The 21,330-nt window shown below is 71.9% G+C and carries 16 protein-coding genes; 4 read left to right on the forward strand and 12 right to left on the reverse strand.

Features of this window, described 5'->3' with window-relative positions; genetic code table 11:
- Positions 1-605: 605 nt before the first annotated feature.
- Entirely contained in the window at positions 606-2,585 is a 1,980-nt protein-coding gene (locus AB0M36_RS32255) for an ATP-binding protein (protein WP_364165337.1), read from the forward strand.
- Positions 2,586-2,649: 64 nt separating this feature from the next.
- Here the strand turns inward: AB0M36_RS32255 and AB0M36_RS32260 are convergent, their stop codons facing one another.
- The 10 genes from AB0M36_RS32260 to AB0M36_RS32305 form a co-directional block, all read right to left on the reverse strand.
- Positions 2,650-3,141, reverse strand: coding sequence for a hypothetical protein (locus tag AB0M36_RS32260; RefSeq protein WP_364165340.1), 492 nt, complete (start codon positions 3,139-3,141; stop codon positions 2,650-2,652).
- Positions 3,142-3,236: 95 nt separating this feature from the next.
- Positions 3,237-3,896 carry a copper resistance CopC family protein gene (locus AB0M36_RS32265; RefSeq protein ID WP_364165343.1) on the reverse strand — a complete coding sequence of 220 codons (660 nt, stop codon included), beginning with the start codon at positions 3,894-3,896 and terminating at the stop codon, positions 3,237-3,239.
- A complete protein-coding gene (locus AB0M36_RS32270) occupies positions 3,809-4,990 on the reverse strand; it encodes a Dyp-type peroxidase (protein WP_364165346.1) in 1,182 nt (393 codons plus the stop codon). The genes AB0M36_RS32265 and AB0M36_RS32270 overlap by 88 nt, the downstream gene beginning before the upstream one ends.
- Complete coding sequence (locus AB0M36_RS32275; protein ID WP_364165349.1) at positions 4,987-5,544, reverse strand: copper chaperone PCu(A)C; 558 nt, start codon at positions 5,542-5,544, stop codon at positions 4,987-4,989. Before AB0M36_RS32275 ends, AB0M36_RS32270 begins: the two co-directional genes overlap by 4 nt.
- Before the next feature lie 67 nt (positions 5,545-5,611).
- Complete coding sequence (locus AB0M36_RS32280; protein WP_364165352.1) at positions 5,612-5,983, reverse strand: hypothetical protein; 372 nt, start codon at positions 5,981-5,983, stop codon at positions 5,612-5,614.
- Positions 5,984-6,009: 26 nt separating this feature from the next.
- Entirely contained in the window at positions 6,010-6,333 is a 324-nt protein-coding gene (locus AB0M36_RS32285; protein ID WP_364165355.1) for an STAS domain-containing protein, read from the reverse strand.
- A gap of 121 nt (positions 6,334-6,454) precedes the next feature.
- Positions 6,455-9,844: a Neogenin gene (locus tag AB0M36_RS32290; RefSeq protein ID WP_364165357.1), complete on the reverse strand. Its 3,390-nt coding sequence runs from the start codon at positions 9,842-9,844 to the stop codon at positions 6,455-6,457.
- Positions 9,845-9,971: 127 nt separating this feature from the next.
- Positions 9,972-10,901, reverse strand: a complete 930-nt coding sequence (locus tag AB0M36_RS32295; RefSeq protein WP_364165360.1) for an ATP-binding protein — start codon at positions 10,899-10,901, stop codon at positions 9,972-9,974.
- A 49-nt stretch (positions 10,902-10,950) separates the two neighbouring features.
- Complete coding sequence (locus AB0M36_RS32300) at positions 10,951-13,203, reverse strand: ATP-binding protein (RefSeq protein WP_364165362.1); 2,253 nt, start codon at positions 13,201-13,203, stop codon at positions 10,951-10,953.
- 125 nt (positions 13,204-13,328) lie between these two features.
- Positions 13,329-13,880: a hypothetical protein gene (locus AB0M36_RS32305; protein ID WP_364165365.1), complete on the reverse strand. Its 552-nt coding sequence runs from the start codon at positions 13,878-13,880 to the stop codon at positions 13,329-13,331.
- Positions 13,881-14,138: 258 nt separating this feature from the next.
- On the opposite strand from AB0M36_RS32305, the gene AB0M36_RS32310 reads away from it, so the two are divergent.
- The 3 genes from AB0M36_RS32310 (at position 14,139) to AB0M36_RS32320 (ending at position 19,286) form a co-directional block, all read left to right on the forward strand.
- Positions 14,139-14,408 (forward strand): hypothetical protein, encoded by a 270-nt coding sequence (locus AB0M36_RS32310; RefSeq protein ID WP_364165368.1) that lies wholly within the window; start codon positions 14,139-14,141, stop codon positions 14,406-14,408.
- A 106-nt stretch (positions 14,409-14,514) separates the two neighbouring features.
- Positions 14,515-18,276 carry a hypothetical protein gene (locus AB0M36_RS32315; protein WP_364165371.1) on the forward strand — a complete coding sequence of 1,254 codons (3,762 nt, stop codon included), beginning with the start codon at positions 14,515-14,517 and terminating at the stop codon, positions 18,274-18,276.
- Positions 18,273-19,286, forward strand: a complete 1,014-nt coding sequence (locus AB0M36_RS32320; protein ID WP_364165373.1) for a metallophosphoesterase — start codon at positions 18,273-18,275, stop codon at positions 19,284-19,286. Before AB0M36_RS32315 ends, AB0M36_RS32320 begins: the two co-directional genes overlap by 4 nt.
- Here the strand turns inward: AB0M36_RS32320 and AB0M36_RS32325 are convergent.
- Both AB0M36_RS32325 and AB0M36_RS32330 read right to left on the reverse strand, forming a co-directional pair.
- On the reverse strand, positions 19,255-20,415 hold the full coding sequence (locus tag AB0M36_RS32325) for a glycosyltransferase family 4 protein (RefSeq protein ID WP_364165376.1): 1,161 nt from the start codon (positions 20,413-20,415) through the stop codon (positions 19,255-19,257). The genes AB0M36_RS32320 and AB0M36_RS32325 overlap by 32 nt on opposite strands.
- On the reverse strand, positions 20,412-21,287 hold the full coding sequence (locus AB0M36_RS32330; protein ID WP_364165378.1) for a glycosyltransferase: 876 nt from the start codon (positions 21,285-21,287) through the stop codon (positions 20,412-20,414). The genes AB0M36_RS32325 and AB0M36_RS32330 overlap by 4 nt, the downstream gene beginning before the upstream one ends.
- Between the last annotated feature and the right edge of the window lie 43 nt (positions 21,288-21,330).

The following is a 21,330-nucleotide window of genomic DNA, read 5'->3' on the forward strand; positions in this document are numbered from 1 at the left end:
GGACGTGGGTGAAAGGCGTCGGCCGGGACGTGGGTGAAAGGCGTCGGCCGGGACGTGGGTGAAAGGCGTCGGCCGGGACGTGGGTGAAAGGCGTCGGCCGGGACGTGGGTGAAAGGCGTCGGCCCAGACGCGGGTGAAATGCGCCGGGCCGGAGGCGGGTGAAAGGCCGCGCCGGGACCGGGCACGGCTGAAGCGTGCCGGACCGCAGGCGAGTAAAGGACGCCACAACCTGGGCCGGACGTAGATGAAGGTGGTCCCGGGTGAAGGGCGGCCCGGGAGGCGGGAACGAGACCGCGCGCCGGGGTCGAAGGCGGGTGAGAGGCGGGCGAAAGACCGCGGGCCGGGTGAAAGGTGCGGCGCCGAGCGGCGTGAAGGACCACGCGCCGGGGGCCGCCGCACGCTGACAACCACGCCGACAAAAGGGCGCGCCCGCGTGAAGCTGGCACCAGCCCGGCGTGACCCGGGCAGAGGGGGCACGTGGGGACGAAACCGGGCGGTGGATGCCGTGCCGGCCGCGTGGGAAGGGCGCTGTGCTGCGTCCGTACCATAGCGCGAAGTGGCCGTTATAGCTCTTCTATGCCTTTCCTCACGCTTAGGGTGGAGGCATGGCGTCGGTGCTGGTTGCTGAGGACGACCAGGATCATCAGCGGCTGATCGCCGGGGTGATCCGTCGGCTCGGCCACGATGTCACGGTCGCCGACGACGGCCGGGCCGCGCTGGTCGCGGCGGCGCATCGTCGGCCTGACCTGGTGGTCGCGGATGTGGACATGCCCGAGATGGATGGCTTGCAGCTGTGCCGGGCACTGCACCGGGATCCCGTTTTCGCCAATGTGCCGATCGTCCTGGTGACCGCGCTGTCGATGACCGATGAGCGGCGGTTGCGGGAGAGTGGCGCGACGGCGGTGGTCCACAAGCCTTTCACCCTGCAACAGTTGTCGTCGGCGTTGACCCCTTTTCTGGATGCGGTCCCGGCTCCGGAGAGCGACCACCCGCCGCTGTTGCAGGCTCCGGCGATGGAACCGGTCTTCGTGGAGGCCCTGCTGCAGAGCGCCGACACCGGGTTGACCGCCTGCGACACCACCGGCCGGATGATCATGTTGAATTCCGTGGTGCGCGGGTTCTTCGGCGGGGACAGCGCCGACGTCCCGTTGAAGGAATGGCCGGAGCGCTTCGCGCTGCGGCACCATGACGGGTCTCCGCTGCATGCCGATGATCTGCCGATGACGCGGGCGCTGGCCGGCGAGGTGGTCGAGCATGCCGGTCTCCTGGCGAACGACCGCCGGGGCCATCCCCGCTGGCTGACCATCAACGCGAGGCCGGTGCGTGACGAGGACGGCGAGGTGGTCGGGGCGGTCGCCGCGATTCACGACATCACAGTGGAGTACAAATCCCGCCTCTACCAGGCGTGCACGACCGAAGTGCTCAAGGCCCTGGCGGAGAGCAGGAGCGCCGCGGAGGCCCATCAGGAGGTCGTCCGGACGGTCGGCGGCACGCTGGGCTGGCGATACGTACGGCTGTGGCTGGTCGATCCGGTCACCGGCCGGCTCCGGGTCGAGGCCACCTACACCGGCCCCAACGAGCAGTCGCTGCCGGTGCCGGCCAGTATCGCCCGGGGTCAGGGCCTGGCCGGACTCTGCTGGCAGCGGGGCGAGCTCGTGTGGGTGCCGGACATCCATGCCGAGGACGCGCCGATCCTGCCGGAGGTGGTCGCGGGGAGCCGGTTCCGGGCGGCGGGTGCCGTGCCGGTGCGCAGCGGTGAGCACATCACCGGGGTCCTGACCTTCTTCTCCTACGACCCGCAGGAGCCGGAGCCGGCCCTGGCGGTGCTGCTGACCGGCGTCGCCGGCAGCGTCGGCGCGCACCTGCAGCAGCACCGGGCCGACGATCTCGAGCATCACCTGGCGGCCGCCACGGACGAGTACATCGCGCTGGTCGGGCACGAGTTGCGGACGCCGCTGACCTCGATCGGCGCCTACATCGAGATGATCGCCGAGGCGCCGGAGCTGAGTCCGGACCTGCGCGGCCTGGCCGAGGTCGTGGACCGCAACAGCCGCCGGCTGCGGTCCCTCATCGACCAGCTGCTGGATCTGGCCGCGCTCGACGGCGGCCATCTTTCCCTGCTGAGTGGCCGCGTCGACCTGACGGAGCTGGTCGAGACCGCCGTCGTCGCCGCGCGTGGTCCCGCGGCCGAGCGTGGGATCACCGTCGAAACGAATCTCGCGCCGGCGGTGACCGTCATCGGTGACCTGGGCCGGTTGCGCCAGGTGGTCGACAACCTGCTCGACAACGCGGTCAAGTTCAGTCATGGCGATTCCACCGTCACCGTGCAGCTGGCGGGGGATGACGAGGCCGTCGTGCTGAGGATCACCGACACGGGCATCGGCCTGCCCGGGGAGAATCGCCCCGCCCTGTTCCGCCGGCTCTACCGCGGCGACAACGTGCGGCACAGCGGGATTGCGGGCAACGGGCTCGGGCTGGCGCTGTGCCGGGCCGTGGTCGAGCATCACCAGGGCACCATCACCCTGAGCCCGGAGCAGCCGTGCGGCACCGCCGTCACCGTGCGGCTGCCCAGTACACCCGGATAGCGCGGGGTAACGCGTCACACGAGCGGTCCCGGCCCGGGCCGCGGCCCGGGCCGGGGGAGTCGGCTCAGCGGCCGCCGCGACCGGGCCCGCCGCCGGGGCCACCGAAACCGCCGGGGCCACCGGGTCCGCCGCCCTTGCCGCCCTGGGCCAGGACGCCGTTCTCGGCGGCCTTGAGGATGGCGGCCGCCTCGTCGGCGGTGAGCTTGCCCTCGGAGACCGCGGTGTCGAGGCGGGTCTTGAGTTCCGCCGTACGGTTCGCCTTCGCCTTGGTCTGCTCGGCGGCCCGCACCTTCTCCAACGCGGCGGCGACCTTGGCCTTGTCGACGCCGAGCTCGGTGGCGAGCGCGGCCGCGAACTCCTCCTGGCGCTTCGCCCGCTCGGCCTCGCGGTCGGCGTCGTCGGCCGGCGCCGCCGCCGGTCCCGAGGCCGACGTCGAGGGCGACGCGGGTCCGGTCTCCGCCAGGGCGGGCACGGCAAGGGTCAGGCCGAGGATGCCGGCAGTGCCGGCCATGGCCACGCCGGCCGCGACGGTCGTCAGTTTCGTGGATCGCTTCAAGGCAACCTCCGTGTGGTGTGGGTTCACCCCTACCGTCGGCGGCGGACCTGTCAGGAACCTGTGATGACCTGAGGGACGACCTGGCAAAAGGAGCCTCAGCGGGTGCGGCGGCGCACCAGGAAGACCACGGCACCGACCGCGACCAGGACGGCGGCGACGATTCCGGCCACCGCGGCGCCCGACATCGAGCTCTCCGAGGCCTTCTTCTCGATGGCGACGGCGCTGCTGGTCGCGGGCGCCGCTACCGCCGACGACGCGGCGGCGGGCGGCGTCGAGGGGAGGGCGGACGGTGCCGTGGTCGCCGCGGCGGGGTCCTTCACCGTGAAGTCGTACGAGCCCTGCACGGTGTGGCCGTCGTGGGAGACCACCCGGTAGGCGACCGTGTACTTGCCGTTGGCCAGCGGCTTCGTCAGCGTGACGGACGCCGTGGCGCCGTCGACCTTCGGCTCGGACGCGGTGACCGGCTTCTTGTCGGCGTCCGAGACGGTGATGGTGGTGTAGTCGGGGCTGAGCTTCTCCAGGAACCGCAGCTTGACCGTCGCGGGGGACTTCTTGACCACCGCGTTCTTGGCGGGCGTGGCCTCGGCCAGCGCGTTGTGCGCCCACGCCGGAGCGCCGGGCGCCAGCACGGTCAGTGCGGCGGCGGCCACGGCCAGGAGCAGGGCGCTCAGCCGAGCAGCCGGTCGCCGATCCAGCCGCCCTCGGCGCAGCCGGGCGGAACGGCGAAGACTGCGGATCCGATCGGTGTGATCCATTGGTTCAACAAGTCCTTCTCGGCTAGGCGACGCTGGATGGGCAGGAACTGGCGGGTGACGTCGGCCTGGAACGAGGCGAAGATCAGGCCACTGTCGGGATGTCCCGCCGCGTTCGGCGGGTCGTCGTAGTTGTACGGCCGGCGCAGGATCTTCAGCGCGGGATCGGTGACGCGGGCCCGGGTGACATGCGAGAAGTCCGGTATGACCGGCAGCCCGGCCGGGTCCAGCGCGGCGAAGTCGGGCTCGTCGTGCTCGTTCTGCCCGGTCAGCGGCGCCCCGGTGGCCAGGCGCCGGCCGACGGCGGCCTCCTTGTCGACCGTGCTGAGCAGGTCCCACGTCTCGATCTCCGCGCGGATGCGGCGCACCACGAGGGTGGTGCCGCCGTCCGGTGCCCACACCGCCGTGTCCAGCTCGGCGCCGCGCGGGTTGGCCGTGCCGTCCAGTTGGCCGAGCACGTTGCGCTGGGTGAAGCCGGCCGGCTGCACCCCGGGGGTGTTGCGGAAGCCGCGCTGCACCCAGCGGACGGCGGCGAACGGCCGGGCGTCCTTGATGAGCATCCGCTGGGTGTGGGTGACGGTCATCGGGTCGTCGGCGCAGATCTGCACGAGCAGGTCACCGCCGCTCCAGCGCCGCTCCAGCCGGTCGATGCGCAGCGGCGGCAGGTCGGCCACCGACGGCGGGCGCCGGTCGTCGAGGCCTGCCGCGCGGTAGAGGCCGGGTCCGAAGCCGAACGTGACCGTCAGCCGGGACGGGAGCCCGGCCAGCGTCGCGTCGGTGTCGCCCAGCGCGGGCTCGCCGCGGGTGAGCCGGGCCGCGTCGTCGGACAGCAGTCGCATCATCCGGCCCAGCGTCCGCCGATCCGTGCCGGCGGCGAGGGTGAAGGCGACGAAGGCGGCGTGCGCGGGCGGCTCGTTGGCCACACCCGCCTGGCGGGGGCCGTGGAACGCGACGGTTTCCGTGCCGAAGCCGGCCGCCGCCGGAGCCGCCGCGACGGGTGGTCTGCCGATCGCGGCGGCGCCGACGGCAGCGCCGGCCGCCGCGCTGAGACCGGCGACGGAGCCGCCGGCCAGCAGGTTGCGTCGGCTGAGGGTCACGGGTGGGCGCTCGCCGGGGGCATCTTCATGCCCGGGTCGTAGCTCTCGCCGGCGCCGGCGAACGGCTTGGCGATCGCGGTGAACGTCACCGGCTTGCCGGTGGACAGCTCGAGCGTGAACGACACCTCGTCGCCGGGCTTGATCGCCGCCGCCGGCTTCATCAGCATCAGGTGGTCGCCGCCGGGGGCGAGCTGGTGGGTGGTACGGGCCTTGACGACGAAACCGCCCTGCTTGGGCTGCATCACCATCTTGCCGTCCTTCATCGCCATGGTGTGCAGCTCGATCGGCGACGCGGTCGAGGTGGCGCCGCGTACGGTGATGTCGGCGTCGCTGTCGTTGACCAGGATGGCGAACGCGGCGGTCATGCCCTTGTCGGCGGCCTTGACCCACGGATCCCGGATCACCAGGCCGGTCACGGCCGCGGCGCTCGTCGGGCCGGCGGCGACGGGTGCGGCGGCGTCCTTGCCGCCGCAACCGGCCAGGGCGGTGGCGGCCAGGACGGCGGAGAGGGTCAGCCCGGCACCGGTACGGGCGCGGCGGGTCATGGTCGGCATTGTCTTCCTCAGGGTTCGTGACACGGTCGTTGGTCGCTGGAGCGCGCCTCGAGGTTCCCGGCTCTTTTCAACCGGCGTCCTCGAGGTCGGCGACCAACTCCTGGGGCGCGCGCATCTGCCACGCGTCCGTCACGAGTTCCCGCAGCCGTCCCACGTCGACCCGCGGCAGGCGCAGCATCACCAGGGGCAGGCCGTCATAGCCCGGCGTGGTGAAGAACAGGTCGGGTTCGCCGAGCAGCAGCGCCTGCTTCTCGGCCTCGTCGCCGACATAGAGCACCGCGATATCGGTACGGATGACGCGCGGCTTGCCCGGCCTCCGTTCGGGATACGACCAGACGAATCCCTTGTTCGCCACCCGGAAGTCGAAGCCGTCACTGTCGATCTCGACGGTATGCGGCAGCGCCAGCGCCAGTCGGCGCACGTCGTCGGCATCGGCCACCGGAGCCCCCTCTCCTCGCTGAGAGGTTATCCGGGCGGTTCCTCGATGCCGATGAGGGTGTCCAGCATGCCCGTGAGCTCGAGCACCCGGCGCACCGCGGGCTGAGGGTCGCTGATGCGAAAGACGATCCCGCGGTGCTGGCCCTCCGCGTACGCACGGTCGAACGCCGCGATGCCGGACGAGTCGCAGAAGGTGACCGCGGCGAGGTCGGCGACGACCTCGGTGACGCCGGGACGGGTCATCGCCTCGTGCAGCGCCCGGGCGAGCTCGTCGACGGTGGCCATGTCGATCTCGCCGGTGACGGCCAGGCGCACCGTGGCTTCCGCGCGTGAGTCGATCGTGACGTCCACCGCATCCCGTCCTTGTCCGGACCGGGGAGGCCGGCCTGAGAGCAGTCAACCACAGACACGACGCGCAAAGCGGGGCCGGGGCTCGTGAGAGCTCCGGCCCCGCCTCGGCGGTGCTGTTCTTCTAGTTCCGCATGTCCAGGACGAACGCCCAGTAGATCAGCGTCGAGGCTTCCGCCGAGGTCAGCAGCGGCTTCTTGCCCACCGACGAGACCACGACCTTCGCCACGTAGAGCGCGAAGTGACGCTTGTCCAGGGCCCGGTCGAAGTCCCGCAGGACCGAGTCGGTCGCGTTGGCGCCGAGGTACTGCTGGGTGAGGGCCATCAGCCAGGCCACCGTCGGCTCGACGGTGTACTTGACGGTGACCGCCGGCGACGTGTTGCCCGCCTTGTCGACGCCACCCGAGCAGATCACCGTGTGCAGACCGCGCTCGGTGCTGGTGTGGGTGACCTTCGCCTGGGTGGCGACGCCCGAGCCCTGGTCGGTCGTGCGGCACGACACGAGCGGGGTGGCCTCGGCGCCGTACACCTTGCCGTTGACCGCGCCGAGCACCGTGACCACCGGGGCGGTCTTGTCGACGTTGAGGCTCAGCGTGTTGGTGGTCGTGTTGCCGGCCTTGTCGGAGGCGGTACCGGGAACGCTGATCTCGGCGCCCTCGGTGGTGACCGTCGCGGGGGCCGGGCAGGAGGCCACCGCCGAGCCCGTGTCGGTGCAGGCGTAGCGCACGGTCGGGGCGCTGCGGTACCAGCCGGCGGCGTTCTTGACGCCGTCGACGGTGGCGGTCACCTCGGGGGAGACCAGGTCGACGTTGACGCTCACCTGGGCGGTGGCGGTGTTGCCGGCCTTGTCGGTCGCCGTGCCGCTGATCCTCTGGCCGACGCCGTTGGTGGTCACGGTCACGTCCGCCGGGCACTCGACCAGGCCGGAACGCTCGTCGGCGCAGGTGAAGTGCACGGTCGGGGCGCTGTTGAACCAGCCGTCCGCGCTGGGCGTCTCCACCACGGCTGCCGTGATGACGGGGGCGTCCTGGTCGACGCTCACCGTGACCGAAGCGGTTGAGGTGTTGCCGGCCCGGTCGGTCGTCGTACCCATCACGATCTTGCCCGTGCCGTTGGCGATCACCGGGGTGTCGTTCGGGCAGTCGACGATGCCGGAGCCCTCGTCGGTGCAGGTGAAGTGGACGACCGGGGCGGTGCGGTACCAGCCGTCGGCGTTGGCCTCGCCGAGAACCTCGGCGGTGATCGCCGGGGCGGTCTGGTCGACGCTGACCGTGACCCGGGCGGTGGCGGTGTTGCCGGCCTTGTCGGTCGCGGTGCCGATCACGGTCTGCTCGCCGCCGTCCGTGACGATCTCCTGGTCCTCGGGGCAGGCCACCATGCCGGAGCGCTCGTCGGCGCAGGTGAAGTGGACGGTCGGGGAGGAGCGGAACCAGCCCTGGTCGCTCTGGTCGCCGATCACCGTGGCGGTGATCTTCGGAGCCACGCGGTCCACGTTCACCGCGACGACCGCGGTGGCGGTGTTGCCGGCCTTGTCCATCGCGGTGCCCGTGACCCGCTGGTCGGTGCCGTCCTCACGCATCGTGACGTCGGCGGGGCAGTTCCGCACGCCGGCGTGGGCGTCGGTGCAGGTGAAGTGCACGACCGGCATGGTGGTGTACCAGCCCTCGGCGTTGACGTCGCCGGTCACCGTCGCGGTGATCGACGGGGCGGTCAGGTCCACGTTGAGCTTGACCGTCGCGGTGGCGACGTTGCCGGCCTTGTCCACGGCCTTGCCGACGATCTCCTGGCCCACGCCGTCCTCGGTGACCTTGCGGTCCTCGGGGCAGTCGGCGATGCCGGAGAGCGTGTCGGCGCAGGTGTAGTGGATGGTCGGGGCGGTCGTGTACCAGCCGTCGGCGTTCACGTCACCGACGACAGAGGCGGTGATGACCGGGGCGACCTGGTCGAGGTTGACGGTCACCGTGTCGGTCGCGGAGTTGCCGGCCTTGTCGGTCGCCGTACCGGTGACGGTGTGGCGGATACCGTCGACGTTGACGGTGGCGTCGATCGGGCAGACGGCGAGCGTGTTGACACCCGAGACGGTGTCGGTGCAGGTGTACTGGACCGACACCGGGGTCCTGAACCAGCCGGCGGCGTTCTTGTCGCCCTTGACGGTCGAGGAGACCGTCGGCGGCGTTTGGTCGACGGCCAGCGTCAGCGTGAGCGTGGCGGTGTTGCCCGCGGCGTCCACGGCGGTGCCGGAGAAGCGCTGGTTGGCGCCGTCGTTCTTCGCGGTGATGTCCGCCGGGCAGTCCGCGACGGGGCCACCGGCGTCGACGCAGGTGAAGTGGATCGTCACCGGCGACTTGAAGTAGCCGTTGGTCGACGTCGTGGACAGCGAAGCCGTGATGGTCGGCGGCGTACGGTCGGAGCCGGTGCTCACCGTGGTCGTGGTCGTCTTCGTCTCGGCGCCCGCGTCGGTCGCCGGGCTGCTCGGGGTGGTGCCCTGGCCGGTCGACGGCGCGCTGCTCGTCTCCGGGGCGGCGGTGCTGGCCGAGGGGGTCGGCGACGCCACGCTGGAGACCGTGGGCGCCGGGACCGGCAGGGTCACCAGCGGCACGAACACCGGCACGGAACCGGCGACCGCGTTGCTGCCGCCGTTCTGGTTGTACGCCTTGACCTCGATCATCCACTTCTTGGCCACGTCGAGCGGCAGCGTCAGCGAGGTGGTCGGCACGTCGACCTTGACCAGCTTGCTGATCGCGGTCTCGCCGTAGCCGACCTGGTAGTAGGTGGGGGCCACGCCGGAGGCGGGCGCCTTCCAGACCAGCTCGACGGTGCCGGGCGCGTCGGCGCGACGCTCGACGACCAGGTTGGTCGGGTCGTTCGGGCGGTACCGGTCGAACATCGGCTTGGAGGTGGCGCAGGCGCCGAACTCGTTCTCCGGGGTCACCTTGAGGGTGTAGACGCGCGCCGGGTCGGCGCCGGTGTAGCGGAACGACAGGTCCGTGCTGGTCTTGTCGTAGAGCACCACGCCGTCGGAGTAGCGGGTCAGCACCACGCGGTAGCCGGTGACCGGGCTGTAGCCCTGCCACGTCGGGGGCTTCCAGGACGAGGTGAGGATGCTGCCGTCTCCCTCGCGGCTGACGACCTGACCGGCCACGTAGTCCGGTGCCAGGGACTTGATCGTCCAGAACGAGGTGTTCGTGACCGCCCCGGTGTTGTCGGCGGTGCCGATGCGCACCTTGTACGGGCTGCACACGTCGGCCGCGTCCACGGTGTGGTTCAGCGTCGCGCCGGGCAGGTTGACCACGGTCTCCACATTGCCCGCGACGGAGTCGACCACGTAGTGGTCGGCGCCGGGGACGATCTTCCAGCTGACGTCGATCTTGCGTACGTCAGCGGCGGACCGAGCCACCGTAAAGCCGCCCGGGGCAGGCAGCGCGGCGCTCGCGATGGTGGGTGTGGCGACAGCGGTCACCGCCATGCCCACCAGTCCGGCGCTCACCGCGGTGAGCAGTCGCCTCACGTCCATCATGCCTCTTCTCAGGTCGAGCTCCTACGGGTGTCAGATCGGCTCTCAACCTCAAGCCGATCTCAAGAACACCTCTGGGGAACCTCAAGTTCACGACCGGTGACCGGCCGCGGGGGATTGTGGGGGATCAGCGCGCCGCGTCGGCGGCTACGGGGAGCTGTCCGGCACCGGCGGCGGCGTCGTTGCCGGCCGTGGGCAGGGTGAACCAGATCCGCGCGCCACCGCGGAACTGCGGGTCGGCGCCGATGGCGCCACCGAGCCGCTGCACGATGCGGCGGCAGATGGTCAGGCCGAGGCCCGTGCCCGGGTACGCGTCCGGATGGGCCCGGTGTAGCTCCCCGAAGATCGCCTCGTGCTGCCCGTCGGGGATGCCGACGCCCCGGTCGGTCACCTCGGTGCGTACGAACCCGTCCGGGCCGGTACGCGACGAGATGTGCACCTGGGCGGGCTCGCCGGGACGCACGTACTTGAGCGCGTTACCCAACAGGTTCTCCAGCACCCGCCGCAGCATTCCGTGGTCGCCGCGGACCGCGGGCAGCCGCTCCCAGGTGATCTGCGGCGCCGGTCGCGGCGCCGCGCCCGGACGGGGCAAATCCACGGCGCGGTCCGCGACCACGTCGTCGATCAGCGCGTTCAGGTCGATCGTCGTCAGGTGCAGGCGCGCGCCGCGCACGGTCGAGTACGCCAGCACGTCGTCGATCAGCCGGCGCATCCGGTCGGTGCCACGGTTGATCTCCGCCACGAAGTCGTCGTAGTCCACCGGTCGCGGATAGCCGACGTCGAGATGGGTGAGCAGCTGGGCGTACCCGCAGATGCCGGCCAGCGGCGCCTTGAGGTCGTGGCTGATCTCCCGGGAGAAGGCCTCGAGGTCCTGCACGGACCGGCTCAGCTCGCTGACCCGGCGCTCGAGCTCGGCCGCGCGGCGGCGTTCGCGGTCCAGCTCGGCGTACAGGTCGTTCCGGCGTGCGGTCGCGGAGACCACGTACCAGCGGGGGGACCGGCCGATCCGGCGCCGGCGTAGGGACCATCGCCGGGCACGGGAGGACTCGAGTCGCATGGGGGTACCGTCCCGGGTCGCGTCGGTGGGGGAATGCTGCTTCGGCAGGTCAGCGGTGTCCGGCACTGTCGACCCTCTCGTCGGCGGCGAGGTAGCCGGACATCACCCGGATCGCGCCCGCGACCGCGCTCTCCACCTCGGCGACCAGCGCGGTCAGGTCCTTCTCGCTGGTGCCGGCGATGGCGTTGCGTTCGACCTCGGCGCACGCCTCGGCGAGCGGGTCGGCGCCGAGCAGCGCGCTGGAGGACTTGAGTGTGTGCGCGGTCGCACGCAGCGCGTCGTGGTCCTGCTTGCGCAGCGCCTCGGCCAGCGCCGAGCGGCGCCCGTCGAGCTGCGACAGGAACGTGTTGACGGTGGTCACGACCAGCGCCCGGTCCTCGAGCTGCTCCTCCAGGTCACGCAGCTTGCTCAGGTCCGGAGCGTCCACGTCGGCCACGTCGTCGACGGACTCGGCGGGCTTCTCCGGTTCCTCCGGCATGGCCGACAGATACGGTTCCAGCGCGGCGCGCAGCTCGGGCAGCGTGATCGGCTTGCTCAGGTGCCCGTCCATGCCGGCCTCGAGGCAGCGTTCCCGGTCGCCGTGCAGGGCGGTCGCGGTCAGCGCGAGGATCGGCGTGCCCTTGCCGGCGGCGCGGACCCGTCGGGTCGCCTCGAGCCCGTCGACGCGGGGCATCTGCAGGTCCATCAGCACCACGTCGTAGGAGGTCTCACCGAGGAGCGCGTCGACCGCGGCGCCGCCGTCGGCCACGGCGTCGCACTCGACGCCCAGCAGCTCGATCATGCGACGGAACACCGTACGGTTGACGTCGTTGTCCTCGGCGAGCAGCACCCGGCCGCCGCCCAGCGGCGGCACCGTGACCGGCGCGCCGCGCACGCCCGTACGCTCCAGGTTGAGCGCCGCCACGAGCCGGCCGAGCACCAGCGGGGCGGTGAGGACGCCGGGCTTGCGCACGATGCCGGTCCGCGGGTCGGTCGTGCTGATCATCAGCGCGCGTCCCTTGGGCCCGAGCACCTCGATGACCGCGTCGGCGCGGCGTACGGACTCGGGGTCGTGCGAGTCGTCGCACCACAGCACCGTGTCGACGTCCGGGATGCGCTTCGCCACGTCCTCGAGGCGCGCCGGCACCGGCTCGGCGCCCGCGCTGGTCAGCAGCCAGGAAAGGGCCAGGGTCGAGCGCGGCGAGGGCGCGACGACGGCGACCCGGCGGCGGGTCAGCGGCAGCGGCAGGTTCGTGGCCGGCTGCTCGGTGGCGGCCTTGAGCGGGAGCCGGATCAGGAAGTGCGAGCCCTCGTCCGGCTTGGACTGGACGTCGATCGTGCCGCCCATGCACTGCACGAGGCGCGAGGCCAGCGCGAGGCCCAGGCCGGCGCCCTCGTGGCGGCGCGCCGCCGAGGAGTCGGTCTGCACGAACGGCGCGAAGATCCGCTGCCGGTCCCGCTCGCCGATGCCCGGCCCGGTGTCGGAGACGGTGATCACGTACGAGTCGTCGCCGTCGCGGGCGGCGGTCACGATGACCTCGCCGGAGTCGGTGAACTTGACCGCGTTGCCGACCACGCAGGTCAGCACCTGACGCAGCCGGTGGATGTCGCCGAGCACCGCCGCGGGCAGGTCCGGCGCGGGCGCGGCCAGCAGCAGGATGCCCTTGCGGCGGGCCTGCTGTTGCAGCGGCTCCACGATGCCTTCCAGCACGGGCCGCAGCGCGACCGGCTGCCGTTCCACGCGCAGGCTGCCGGTCTCCAGGCGGGCCAGGTCGAGCAGGTCGTCGGTCAGCGCCTTGAGGGAGTGCACCGAGCGGTGCACGCTGTCGACGACCTCGCGGACGCCCTGCTGCAACGGCTGGGCGCGCAACAGGTCCACCGTGGCGACCACGGTGGTGACCGGCGTACGGATCTCGTGGCCGAGCAGGGCCAGGAACTGCGACTTGGCCTGTGCCACCCGGTCGCCGTCGGACGCCGGGTCGCCGCCGAGAGGCGCGGCCACCCGCTCGACGGTGATCAGTCGCCGGTGCGCGCCGCAGTCACTCTCGAGGTGCGTGACCCGTACCGTGCACTCCGCCTTGTCGCACCGGCAGGGGAGCACGGCCGGCGCCGCCTGGGGCGTCATCCGCTGCACCACCGCCGGAAGCTGGTGGTGGGCCGGGCAACCGGTCTCGGGTGTCAGCATCGCACCCTCGACGGGGTACGCTCCGCCGCCGTCCGGCCGTGACCATCGCCCGTTGGCGACCAGGACGCGGCCGTCCGGATCCACGATCGCCGCCGGACCGGGAACAGCCTCGACCAGCGTGCGCGCCGTAAATCCCATGCGCTGACCTTTCGGGGGAGCGGGACTCGGGTGGTCGAGTCCGTTCACCCAGGCTGCGTAAGCGCGGGGGCTACGGGGTCTGCGTTGGGGTGCAGTCGGGTTTCACCGGCCGAACGGCGGCCGGCTCAGGCGATGGCGTGCCGCGACCGGTAACCGGCCGGGGCCTGCGGGACGCCGGTCGCGGCGGCGGCGGCCGCCCGGCGCGGCCGGCGGCGGTGCAGGGCGCCGAGCGCCAGGCCGAGGACCGCGAGCCCGGCGATCGACCAGGGGAGCACGTCCACCGGGCCGCGCACCGCCGCCCGCGGCGGCACCGCGGAGATCAGCACCCGGGAGGCGCCGGAGACCGACCGGCCCGCGACGATGATGCTCGCGCCGGACTGGCCGGCGGTGATGAGAGACTGCGGCACCGTGACCCGCACGCGGCCGTTCTCGTCGGCGCGCGCCTGCTGGATCGGGTCGCTGCCGAGCCGCAGGTTCACGACGGCCTTCGGCCGGTACGCCTCACCCTCCACCTGCAGCTGCGTGCCGTCCTCGACCCAGGTCAGCACGAGCTTGTCCATGCCCTTCGTGCTGGCAGCCTCGGCCCCGGTGGCCGAGGCCAGCAGGACCGCCGCGAGGCCGAGCACCGTCAGGAGGACGACGAGAGTGCCGCGAGCGGAGGAGGTGAGGGTGCGCATGTCCTTACGATGCGGCACCGCGGACCCGTAGGGAATGCGCTGGAGCCAACCTTGCCCGTCGCCTGAGCGAACCTTGAACCAGCTCAGGCCCGCGGGGCGCTCGGCCGATGGGGAGGTTATGGGCCCTGTCCGGGTCCTGTACGCCGACGCCGGGAGCCGCACGTGTCGCTCGATCTGAAGGTAGCTCCGGCGCCCGCACCCGTCCCGGCCCCTGTGGCCCCTTCGGCCCCATCGGCGTCCGTGCCCACCGTTGCCCCTGTGGCTCCCGCGGCGCCCGTGCCGGCCGATCTGCCCTCGCGGCCGCCGGCGCAGCACCGCCGCCCGGTCGACCTGCCCGAGCTGGCCGACCGGTTGTGGCGCCCGCCGCTGGCGCTCGCCGTCGCGATCTTCGCCGCCTGCGGGCCGGCGCACGCGCTCGGGCACACCGACCTGGTGTTTCACGCCGTACTCGTCGGTCTGTGCCTCTCCGTGGTCGCGGTGTCGCTCGGGATGATCGGTCTGCGGCGTGACGGAGAACCCGGCGGCTAGCGGGGCAGGCCGCTATCCGTGACTCAGGGCGGCGCGGTGGTGGCCGATCTGTTCGGCGAGAGCGGGCCCGGCCGGGGTGCGCGGCGGCCGGACCGGGGAGGATGACATGCGCGTCGAGCGCCTGCTGAACCCCGCCTCCTGGTCGCTGCCCAAGCCGAACCGCGCCGCCTGGCTCAGCTCGCGGCCCTACCTGATCGTGCTGGCGCTCAACGCGCTGGTCGTCAGCCAGTGGTTCCGCACCGGCACGTTCATCGCCTCGGGCGACATGGGCGCCTACATCCGGCGGGGCTGGGCGCCCGAGGCCACCTGGGCGTGGAACCACCAGACCACCGGCACCGGCTCGGCCGGCTACACCATCGCCCGGGGCTTCGAGTTCGTCCTCATCTGGCTCTGCAAGGCCGTCGGGCTCACCGAGTACTCCGCGCAGTGGCTCTTCTACACCTGCATCTACGGCCTGGTCGGGTTCGGCGTCGCCTACCTCGCCGGCGCCTTCGTGCGCAGCCACGCGGCGATCGTCGCGGCCGGGGCCTTCGGCCTGCTCAACGGCTTCTTCCTCACCCGGCTGCCGAACCCGCTCAACATCATCTCGGTGGGTTCGGTCGCGCTGATCACCGGCATCGCGATCCGGGTGGCGCAGGGCCGCCGGGTCCCCACGCCGATCGCCGGCTTCGCGCTCATGCCCACGTCGTTCCTCTCGTTCAACCCGCCGATGCTGGTGGTGGCGTACGCGTGGGCGGTCGGCGGCACGCCGCTGCTGGCCCTGCTGGTGCTCGGGCGTAAGCCGGCCGTACGCCTGCTGAAGTGGTTTGTCTTCGCGACGCCGTGGGCCCTCGCGCTCAACGCGTACTGGCTCATCCCGCTGGCCCAGAGCTACCTCGGCGGCGGTGGCGCCACCGCCAACGCGACCTTCACCGACCCGACGAACTGGTCGTGGTCGCAGATCAACAACATTCCGCCCAACGTGCTCACCATGGTGGCCAACTGGGCCTGGTTCCGCCCGCAGTACCTGCCGTTCGCCACCGACCTGGACCGGCCGTGGTGGATCTGGATCCGCTACCTGCTGCCCGCGCTGGTGTTCCTCGCGCCGCTGGTGGCACCGCGCCGGCTGCGCCGTGTCGCGTTCGGCCTCATCGGGCTGGTACTGCTGTTCGTGTTCCTCGCCAAGGGCCTGCGCCCGCCGCTGAACCAGATCAACATGTTCCTGTACCTGCACGCGCCCGGATTCTGGCTGTTCCGGGAACCGATGAGCAAGCTCGGGCAGCTGCTGGTCTCCTTCTTCGGCGTCATGCTCGCCATCTCCGTGGAAGGCATGCTGATCAAGCTGCGTTCCATGCCCCGGCTGAAGATGCCGGGCTGGCCAAGGCGGTTCGCGTACGCGGGGTCGGTCACCCCGCTGCTGCTCGTGCTCGCGTACCCGTACCCGCTCTACACCGGCGAGGTGATGCCGGACGAGCGGCCCACGCAGCCGTCCACGCACGTGCGGGTGGCGCAGGAGTGGTGGGACATCGCCGACCACATCGACGCCGACCCGCGGCCCGGCAAGGTGCTCGTGCTGCCCCTGGACGACTACTACCAGATGCCCACGACGTGGGGCTTCTTCGGCGTGGACAGCATCGCCAACCTGCTCATCGAGCATCCCGTCATCCAGCCCAAGCCGGACGGCTACTTCGGCGACGTGGCCGGCTTCAGCGCCGACGTCAAGGCGATCGAGGCGGGGTTGCTCGCCGGGGACCTGACGCCGGTGCCCAAGCTCCTGCAGGCCATCGGCGCGAGCCGGGTCATCGTGCGCCACGACCTGGTGCGGGGCCTGCCGAACCGCTACTTCGCCGACGACCGGGTCCTCGCCGCCGCCATGGCCCGGGTGCCCGGCGCCGAGCTGGACTTCGACGGCATGTTGCAGATGTGGAAGTTCGACGACGGCGTCAGCCCGACCATGCGGACGTACGACCGGGTGCTGGACGCCCCGGCCCGCGCGGACGCGGGCGCGGCGGTGATCGGCACGGTCGACACCCGCACCGCGATCGCCGCCCGCAAGGACACCACGCCGTTCGCGATGAGCCCGCAGGTGGACGACACCGTCACGGGCACGCCGGACGTCGTGCACTGGCCGGTGCCCGCGGTGGACAAGGGTCCGGCGGTGACGACCGTCGACGTGGCGGCCGGGCGGTACACGCTCGCCCAGCGCGCCCGCGCGGCCGCGGTGCTCACGCCGCGGCTCGACGCCGCGAAGTCGCGCCTGCTGCTGGAGGACCGCACGGTCGTGAAGGTCGACGGCAAGGCGGTGTCGCGCCGCCCCGCCCTGTCGGTGCCGGTCCCGGCCGGTCGCAAGATCCTCGCCGTCCGCAACGGCAACCGGACCGTCTCCCTCGACGGGCCCGGCACCGCGGCCTCGGTGCAGGTCGGCTCCGCCACCAAGCTGACCCTGCTCGCCGCGTCCAGGAAGGCGGCCAAGGTCAGCGACTACGCCCCGGTGTTCGACTGCAACAACTACGAGCCCCGGCCGTGGAAGGAGCTCGGGTTCCAGCAGACGATCACCGGCACCGGAAGCAACCGCGTCGTGCGACTCACCGCCGCCGACCACGCCGCCTGCACGAAGGTCGTGGTCAGCGACGCCAAGCCGGGCGAGAGCTACCGGGTGAAGTTCCAGTACCGGCACGTCACCGGCGCCCGCCCGCAGGTCTGCCTGTTCCAGGTCGGCTCGTCCGGGTGTGAGCTGGCCGCCCGGCCGGTGCTGGACGACAACTGGACCTCGTACGAACGCGTGGTGACGATGGACAGCATCTCCCGTGAGCTGCACGTCATCCTGCGCGCCGACGTCGGCGAGCGACTCAAGCCCAAGACCGTCGCCGAGTACCGGGGACTGCGGATCGACGCGCTCGAGGCGGTGGCGACACCGACCGTCTTCCCGCCCGCGGTCCCGGAGGTCTCGGTCGATCTCACCGCCGGCAAACACAAGCTGAGCGTCGAGGGCGGCCTGGCCGGCTCGGTCCTCTCGCCGTTCGAACCGCTGGACGACTGCTTCCGCTACGACGACCAGACCGCCGAGCAGGCCGGGCTGGACGCCGAGTCGCAGATCGGCGCGGACGGCGAGACCACGTACACGCTCAAGGCCGTGCGGCACCTGGCCTGCATCGGCTCGCTCGCCAACGACATGGGCGCGTCCTCGTTGTACGAGTACTCCATGCAGGCGCGCAGCGTCGCGGTGCGCAACCCGAAGTTCTGCCTGTTCCTGCGCGGCCCCGACCTGTGCCGCACCATGCCCACCGTGGCGCTGTGGAGCGGCTGGACCTCCTACGAGGCGCTGTTCCCGCCGGACCCGAACGCCGTCGAGGCCCGCATCTACCTGTACGGCCTGCGCGACCTCAAGGGACAGCAACAGTCGCAGGTGGAGTACCGCGGCGTCCGGCTGCGCCCCGTCGCCAGCCCGTCGTCGATCGTGATGGTGCGTCAGCAGGAGCCGGCGGTGAAGTCCTCGGTGGAGTTCACGAAGCGGAATCCGGCCGAGTTCACCGGCACGGTCACCACGACCGGACCCACCGCTGTGGCGCTCGCCGAGAGCGCCGCGCCCGGCTGGATGCTCACCGGCGTCTCGGGTGCCCAGAAGGTGACGCTGCAGGGCTGGATGGGCGGCTGGCTGGTGCCCGAGGGCGGCAAGGTGACGCTGCGCTACACGCCCGCCACGATCTCCCGGTACGCGCTCTACCTGCTGCCGATCGCCGTCGCCGCCTCGCTGATCTTCATGTACGCGGTCCGGCTGCCCGCGGGCCGGCCCGGCGCGTGGACGATGCGGCACCGCCGCCGGCATCGGCTCGAACTGCTCTGGGCGCGCCGGCCGCGCCTGCGCCGGCTGCTGAGGGGGCGCAAATGATCCGCACCCTCGCCCGTCCGATGGCCGCGATGTTCGGCACCACCCGGCGTCGCCGCGGCACGTCCGCCACGCTCGCGGTGCTCGTGGTGCTGGCACTGGTGCTCGGGTGGCTGCTCAGCCGCTGCTCGACCGCCCCGGACACGATCCGGGTGGTCACCGTGGGCGACATGGCCTGCGACCCCGACGACCCGGACTTCGCCACCGGCGCGAACGACCACTGCAAGCACAAGGAGACGTCCGACCTGGCGGTCGCGCTGAACCCCGAGGTGTTTCTCGGGCTCGGTGACTACCAGTACGAGCTGCCGGCCGCCGAGGCGTACCGGTCGGTCTACGGGCCGGCGTACGGCCGGCTGCTGAACCGCACCGTGCCGGTCATCGGCAACCAGGAGTACAAGGTGCAGGACGCGAACACGTTCACCGCGTACTTCGGCGACCGCTTCAAGGACGCGAAGGGCTACTGGTCGCAGGACATCGGCCGCTGGCACCTCGTGGTGATCAACTCCAACTGTTCGGCGGTGGCCGGCGGGTGCGGCAAGGGCTCGCCGCAGCAGAGCTGGCTCGAGAGCGACCTGGCCGCCAACGACCGCGCCTGCGTCATCGCCGCCTGGCACCACCCGCGCTGGTCGAACGGCATCGCCGGCCCCGACCCGCGCACCGCCGAGCTGTTCCGGACGCTCTACGACCACCAGGTGGAGCTGGTCGTCTCCGGCCACGAGGCCCACTACGAGCGTTTCGGGCCGCTGAACCCGGACGGGAGATCGGATCCGCTGGGCGTGCGCCAGTACGTCGTCGGCACCGGCGGGCAGGCCCACTACAAGCCGGGGACGGCGGGCGACACCCGCGACGAGAAGGGCCTGTCGAGGTCACGCAGCGGCATGCCGGGCAGCGCGTTCGTCGACTATGACCACCACGGGGTGCTGGAGCTGCAACTGAAGCCGGATTCGTGGAGCTGGGGCTTCCACCGGGTGGGTGCCCCGGTCACCGACCAGGGTGAGACGCCCTGCCACTGAGGACGCTGGCGTACGCCTCGGCGGTCTTCTCGGCGACCCGTTCCCACCCCATCCCGCGCGTCGCGGACTCCAGTCCCGCCGCCGAGTAGCGCTGCCACGCCCCCTCGTCGCGCAGCAGGGTGATCAGCGCGTCGGCCAGGGCCGGGGCGTCGTCCGGAGGCACCGACAGGCCGTTCACGCCGTGGTCGAGGACCGCGCGGACGCAGGCGACGTCGGTGCCGACCACGGGCAGGCCGACGGCCATCGCCTCGACCAGCGCCATCGCCGGCGGCGACGTGGTGTAGTCGAACTTGAACGGCCAGGTTCCCACCTGCGCGGCGGCCAGCTCGGCCAGCAGGTCCGGCACCGGCTCGGTGACCACCTCGATGGCCTCGCCGGCCGCGCCGGCCCGGGCCAGGATCCGCGGCAGCTCCGGCCGGGGGATCAGCAGCAGCCGCAGCCGTGCGCCGGGTACCGCCGCCCGGACCCGGGGGAACGCGGCCAGCAGGGTGTCCAGGCCGCGCACGGTCTCCGAGCGGCCGGCGAAGACGATGGTCGGCCGCTCGGAGTCGAACGTCGCCCGGCGCGGGTCGGCCGGTGCCCCGGAGGCGAAGCGGACGACGTTGAGGCCACGTCGGCGCCCGAGCCGGTCGGCGACCCGGGGATCGGGGGTGAGCACGGTGGTCATCCCGGCCCGGCGGAGCGCGGCGGCGGCGAGCGGGACCGGCAGCACCGTGGTGATGAAGACCCGGGCCCGCAGCACGTTGGAGGCGCGCATCTCCGCCACGGTGGCCCGCCGCCACGCCTTCGGGCTGGGCAGGATCGGCCAGGCGTACGCGGTGAGCAGCTTGCGGTACGGGCGCAGCGCCGGCAGCAGCGCCAGGAAGGGTCCGAGCGCGCCGGCGTGCAGGTGCACCAGATCCGGCCGGATCTTGTCGAGCGCGTCCCGCAACGCCGTGGAGCGGCCGAGCGGGAACGTCTCCAACGCGCCGCCGATCTCGTGGACGCCGGCGAATGTGTCCTGGCCGTCGATCGCATGGGTGGTGATGAGGTGGTGCTCGCCGGGGACCCGCTGGGCCATCTCGGTGACCGTGCGGCCCATCGCCTCCTTGGCGGAGAACTCGGCGATGACATGCGCGACCCGGGTCATGCGCGACCTCCGTGGACGCCGCGGTCCAGCTTGCGCACGGCTATCCGGTGCCGCAGATGGCCGACGGCGCCGAAGCCGAACTCGCCGACCTTCATCGCCCACAGGCCGCCGTAGAGCAGCGGATGCGAGAAGGCGTAGGGGAAGTTCCGCAGATAGAGGCCGAAGCGGTTGAAGATGTTGGTCTGCCACCGGAACGCCTCGGGGTGCTCGGTGGCGAAGAGGTCGGCGGTGCCGGAGTATCCGAGCTTCTTGCGCATGGTCTTGTGCAACCGCAGCTCGCCCTCGTTGTGGTAGAGAAAGCCGCGGGTCCGGCCGACCGTGAACCCGGCCTTGCGGACCCGCAGGTCGAAGTCCTTGTCCTCGGAGAAGACCATCCGCTCGTCGTGGCCGCCGAGCTTGTCGTAGACCTCGCGCCGTACGCAGCGCAGCGACTCGATCTGCTCGACCCCGTTGTAGATCTTCTTTTCCAGCCACTTGCACTGGGCCCAGAACGTGGTTCCGAACGACTCCTCGGGGATGACCAGGGCGTCGTAGCCGCCGCCGGACAGCAGCTCGACGCACTCGCCGATCAGCCCGGGGGTCACCTTCATGTCGGAGTCGAGGTGCAGCAGGATCGACCCGCGCGCCTCGGCCGCGCCGCGCTTGCGGCCCTGGGCCATCGAGCGGTTCTCCCGCAGATACGTCACGTCGAGGCCGTCGGCCCGGAACTTCTCGACCAGCGCCTGGGTGTCGTCCGTCGAGCGCAGGTCGTCGTTGATGATCACCTCGAAGTCGCGGTACCGCGAGGCCTGGCAGGCGCCGAGGAAGTCGCGCAGCAGGGGCGCGCTGTTGTAGGCGGGAACGATCACCGACACCACGGGCTCGGTTGTCATCGGGCAGCCTCCAAAGCCGGGGCCCGGGTAGGCACCCTTCTTC

This window comes from Actinoplanes sp. NPDC051346, from assembly GCF_040682215.1.
Classification (GTDB): Bacteria; Actinomycetota; Actinomycetes; order Mycobacteriales; family Micromonosporaceae; genus Actinoplanes.

Bases quoted from the DNA above. Each gene is read 5' to 3' on its own strand.
- AB0M36_RS32255 (WP_364165337.1), top strand. From the start codon at position 606: ATGGCGTCGGTGCTGGTTGCTGAGGACGACCAGGATCATCAGCGGCTG.
- AB0M36_RS32295 (WP_364165360.1), bottom strand. From the start codon at position 10,901: ATGCGACTCGAGTCCTCCCGTGCCCGGCGATGGTCCCTACGCCGGCGC.
- AB0M36_RS32275 (WP_364165349.1), bottom strand. From the start codon at position 5,544: ATGCCGACCATGACCCGCCGCGCCCGTACCGGTGCCGGGCTGACCCTC.
- AB0M36_RS32305 (WP_364165365.1), bottom strand. From the start codon at position 13,880: ATGCGCACCCTCACCTCCTCCGCTCGCGGCACTCTCGTCGTCCTCCTG.
- AB0M36_RS32300 (WP_364165362.1), bottom strand. From the start codon at position 13,203: ATGGGATTTACGGCGCGCACGCTGGTCGAGGCTGTTCCCGGTCCGGCG.
- AB0M36_RS32325 (WP_364165376.1), bottom strand. From the start codon at position 20,415: ATGACCCGGGTCGCGCATGTCATCGCCGAGTTCTCCGCCAAGGAGGCG.
- AB0M36_RS32265 (WP_364165343.1), bottom strand. From the start codon at position 3,896: ATGGATCACACCGATCGGATCCGCAGTCTTCGCCGTTCCGCCCGGCTG.
- AB0M36_RS32315 (WP_364165371.1), top strand. From the start codon at position 14,515: ATGCGCGTCGAGCGCCTGCTGAACCCCGCCTCCTGGTCGCTGCCCAAG.
- AB0M36_RS32320 (WP_364165373.1), top strand. From the start codon at position 18,273: ATGATCCGCACCCTCGCCCGTCCGATGGCCGCGATGTTCGGCACCACC.
- AB0M36_RS32330 (WP_364165378.1), bottom strand. From the start codon at position 21,287: ATGACAACCGAGCCCGTGGTGTCGGTGATCGTTCCCGCCTACAACAGC.
- AB0M36_RS32290 (WP_364165357.1), bottom strand. From the start codon at position 9,844: ATGGACGTGAGGCGACTGCTCACCGCGGTGAGCGCCGGACTGGTGGGC.